At 33.2% G+C, this 4379-nt stretch carries 4 protein-coding genes and 1 pseudogene; all 5 read left to right on the forward strand.

Annotated features, from left to right (window positions below; genetic code table 11):
• Positions 1–310: 310 nt before the first annotated feature.
• Entirely contained in the window at positions 311–859 is a 549-nt protein-coding gene (locus SULYE_RS06460; RefSeq protein ID WP_007547718.1) for a DUF507 family protein, read from the forward strand.
• A gap of 25 nt (positions 860–884) precedes the next feature.
• Positions 885–1514, forward strand: a complete 630-nt coding sequence (locus SULYE_RS06465; RefSeq protein ID WP_007547720.1) for a lysophospholipid acyltransferase family protein — start codon at positions 885–887, stop codon at positions 1512–1514.
• Positions 1507–2373: a 4-hydroxy-3-methylbut-2-enyl diphosphate reductase gene (gene ispH, locus SULYE_RS06470; protein WP_007547722.1), complete on the forward strand. Its 867-nt coding sequence runs from the start codon at positions 1507–1509 to the stop codon at positions 2371–2373. The genes SULYE_RS06465 and ispH overlap by 8 nt, the downstream gene beginning before the upstream one ends.
• The gene (locus SULYE_RS06475) at positions 2366–4066 is read left to right on the forward strand and encodes a S1 RNA-binding domain-containing protein (protein WP_007547724.1); all 1701 of its coding nucleotides are present in this window, start codon (positions 2366–2368) and stop codon (positions 4064–4066) included. Before ispH ends, SULYE_RS06475 begins: the two co-directional genes overlap by 8 nt.
• Positions 4063–4379: pseudogene (locus tag SULYE_RS06480) on the forward strand (sodium:calcium antiporter); the annotation flags it as partial. The gene SULYE_RS06475 and the pseudogene SULYE_RS06480, both read left to right, overlap by 4 nt.

Below are 4379 nucleotides of genomic sequence, written 5' to 3' on the forward strand. Positions count from 1 at the left end.
TTTGTAATTTGTCTTTTCTTGTCATCCTGAGGCCGAAGGCCGAAGGATCTCTTTTTTGATTTTTTGACTTGAGAAGAAAAATATGAGATTCTTCGCTTCGCTCAGAATGACAGTTTGGATTTTTGGAACAGCCTCTCATCCTGAATAAAGTGAAGGATCTCCTCTTTTAAATAAGCATAGAAGGTGAGAGGTAAAAGGCTAAAGTTTTTCACTGGGCGACGTTGATTTTTACAAGCATCCTCTGCATCAATTTGCAAACAAAAAATCATAATGTTATAATGTTTTACTATCTTAAAATTGGAGGATATTTATGAAACTACCAGCAAAGCTGGTGGAGATAGTATCTCAAAGCATTGCAGATAAGCTTATAAATGAGCATATTGTTGAAGCAGACGATGAACAAAAATTTAGACAAGACATACTTGAAATAATCAAAAAAGCTGTAGAAGAAGAAAAAGAACTTGAAGAAGAAGCAGAAAGGCTTGTTGAACAATATATAAAACAGTTTGAGCATGAAGATATAAAATTCAGAACGGCCGTCTTAAAAGTAATGGAAAAATTAGCCGAGGAACGAAATATCCATCTTGACCCGGAGGAAAGATTGAATCAAATTGCAAACAGAATAAAAAGATACATTGAAACAGAAGATTCTGTAGAAATATTCGATCATCCAAACAAAATAAGAAGAATAGTCTTAGAGCTTTTAAAAAGATTGGTAAGAGAGCAAAGAGAGATAGATAAAGAAGTTAGACAAAGAATCAGGTCTTACTCAAGAAAAATCGTTGAAGGGACTCCTGAGTGGAGAATTCTCTACAGTAGAATATATGAAGATGCTTTAAAAAGGAGAGGTTGGTTATAAAAAATCTCTCGTTCGGAGATAATTTTTGGAGAAAAAAGTCCCATACTCAGAATTTGGATATAAAGTTTTTTATAAAATCAGACCGGCGTTAAAAAAACTATTAAAAATAAATGTTGTAGGGCTTGAAAATATACCATTGACCGGTGGCTGTATCTTAGCTGCCAATCACAGAAGCCATTTAGACCCACCAGTTTTAAACATCATATCTCCAAGACCAATAATTTTCTTAGCAAAAAAAGAGCTTTTTGAAGTGCCAATTCTTGGTTGGATAATTAAAAAGGCAGGAGCTATTCCGGTAAAAAGAGACAATAGAGATTTAAGCACGATAAAAAAAGCCATCTCTTTACTTAAGGAAGGTTATGTAATAGGAATTTTTCCGGAAGGAACAAGAGCAAGACCGGGAGAGTTTAGAAAACCACAACCAGGAGTTGGTTATCTTATAGAAAAAGCAAAAGTTCCAGTGATACCAATTCTTGTTGAAGGTACAGATAAAATACTACCAGTAAAATCAAAATTTCCTAAATTGTTTAAGTATAATATTGATGTAATTATTGGAAAACCTATAAATTTTGAAGGAATATCATCTTACGAGCATGTGGCAGAAAAAGTAATGCACGAAATCAAAAAATTAAAAGAGGTAAAAAGAGATGGCTAATATAATAGTTGCACAAACAGCAGGATTTTGTTTTGGTGTAAGAATAGCCGTAGATATGGCAAAGCAGGCCGGAGAAAAGCTCGGACATGCATATACAAATGGTCCAATAATCCATAACAAGCAAGTTGTTAATTATCTAAAATCTATTGGTGTTGAAGAGATGCAGGGCTATTCACAACTAAAACCCGGCGATACTGTAATCATAAGGTCTCATGGTGTACCACCTAAAACAGAAAGAATGTTAAAAGAGCTGCATGTAAATGTTCTTGATGCTACATGTCCGTTTGTAAAAAAAGTTCATGATAAAGTTAAGCAACTTGTTGAAGAAGGATACTTTGTAGTCATAATAGGCGAAGAAGGACATCCGGAAGTGATAGGAACGCTTGGACACCTTGAAGAAGTTGACGGAAAAGGCGTTGTTGTTGAAAATTTTGAAGATTTAGTCAAAAAAGTTCCAAAAAGAAATAGAATCGGAGTAGTGGCACAAACAACCCAAAGTGAAGACTTTTTCAGAGAAGCTGTAGGATATCTGGCAGAAAATACAGAAGAGTTAAAAGTTTTTAATACAATCTGCGATGCTACTTCTGTAAGACAAGAAGAGGTTAAAAAAATAGCACCGGAAGTTGATGTGATGATAATCATCGGCGGAAAACACAGCGGAAATACACAAAGACTTTATCAGATTTCAAAAGCATTAAATCCAAATACTTATCATATAGAAACAGCAGACGAGCTACAAGAACAGTGGTTTGAAAATAAAGAAAATATAGGCGTATCAGCCGGTGCATCTACACCTGACTGGATAATTCAAGAAGTTGTAAATAAAATCAAAGAAATAAAAGGAGTCAGCCATGAATGAGTTTGAAAAAATGATGGAGCAAGCTGTAGAAGCATCTCATTACTCAAAAAATCAAAAAGTAAAAGGAAAAATCGTAAAAATAACAGATGATAAAGTTTATGTAGATATTGGACAAAAAGTAGAAGCTGTTTTAAGAAAACAAGAAGCAGAAGGCTACAAAGAAGGCGATGAGATAGAAGCGGTATTTATCGGCAAAATAGATAAAGACGGATACTTTATCCTGTCAAGAAAAGGCTTTGTCATGAAAGATAAGGTAAAGAAGCTTAAAGAGGCTTTTGAAAAAAGGCAAAAAGTAAAAGTTATGGTAGTTAGTAAAGTAGAAAAAGGATATATTGTTGATATAGAAGGCATTAAAGGATTTATGCCATTTTCAGAGTCCGGCACCAAAAGAGATGAAACTTTGCCTGAAGGTTATACGTTTGAAGGATACATTGTTAAGTTTGAAGAAAGAAAAGGCAATCCTAACGTTGTAATATCAAGAAAAGAAGCATTAAAAGAAGAAGTAAGCGCAGAAAAAGAAAAATACTTATCAGTTTTACAGCAAGGTCAAAAAGTTGTCGGTAAGGTAGAAAAAATCACAGATAAAGTTGCTGTAATCTCTATTGACAATGTAGTTTATGGAATCCTGCCAAAGAGTGAGCTTTCTTGGGATAAAAACAAAAAATTTGAAGATGTTTTAAAAGCTGGAGATAGCATAGAATTAGTAATAAAAGAGATTAAAGATAAAAAGCCAATATTTTCTCTAAAAGCTTTAGAGTCAAATCCATGGGATAAATTTGATAAAGATGTTGGAGATGTTGTAGAAGCTGCCGTTAAAGAAATCAATAAATTTGGTGTTATTGTTGATGTAGATGGAGTTGAGGGTTTTATCTACAACAGAGAAATTTCGCATTTTGATTATATGAAAGCTAAGAAAAATTTGAAAGCTGGAGATAAAGTTAAGGCAAAAATTATAGAGCTTGATAAAGAAAACAGAAAATTAAAATTAAGCATAAAAGCATTACAAGAAAATCCAGTAGAAAAATTCTTAAAAGAAAATCCTGTTGGTAGTGTAATTGAGGCAAAAGTTAAAGATGTTAAACAAAAAGTTGCATTTATAGACCTTGGTGAAATAGAGGGAATTGTAAAACTTGAAGATGCTACAGACAATAATAACATAAAATCCATCTCATCAGTATTAAAGGAAGGTAAAGTTTATAAATTTAAAGTTCTTGGCGTGGAAAAAGACAAAATCTTACTTGGAATGAAGCAGCTCTTAGAAGAAGAATGGAATGAGTTTATCTCTAAATACAAAGTTGGCGATGTAGTTAAAGGAAAGATAAAAAAACTCATAGAAAAAGGTGCAATCGTTGATTTGAGAGAAAACATAGAAGGCTTTATACCGGTTTCTGAAATAGCTTTAGAAAGAATAAACATTCCAAGCGATAAGTTAAAGCTTCACCAAGAAGTCGAGGCTAAAATAATAAAAATAGACTCAGAAAACAAAAAAATAACATTAAGCATTAAGCAAATTTTATTAGAAGAAGAAAAGAGAAAGAAGGAAGAGGAGAAAAGAAAAGCTGAAGAAGAGGCAAAAAGAAAGCTTTTAGAAAAATTAGAGAGTAAAAAAGAAGAAGGAAAACAACCAGAAGGAGAAGGCTTAGGTACACTGGGAGATATTCTTAAGAAAAAATTACTGGAGAAGAGCCAATGATTCTTGATTTTGTTTTATTAGTAGTTGGTATACTTTTTGTTTTAGCAGCGGCTGAGCTGTTTACAAACGGTATAGAAGCTCTTGGGCATAGATTAAACGTATCTAAAAACTTTACAGGTAGCGTACTGGCTGCTGTAGGAACTGCTTTACCGGAAACCTTAATACCAATAATTGCCATAGTTTTTTTTACAGGGAATAAAGGTCATGATATTGGCGTTGGAGCAATCCTTGGTGCTCCTTTTATGCTTGCAACTGTAGCATTTCCGCTTATTGGATTAACATTAATCATTGCTCATTTAATGAAAAAAAGAGG

The organism is Sulfurihydrogenibium yellowstonense SS-5 (assembly GCF_000173615.1).
Taxonomy (GTDB): domain Bacteria; phylum Aquificota; class Aquificia; order Aquificales; family Hydrogenothermaceae; genus Sulfurihydrogenibium; species Sulfurihydrogenibium yellowstonense.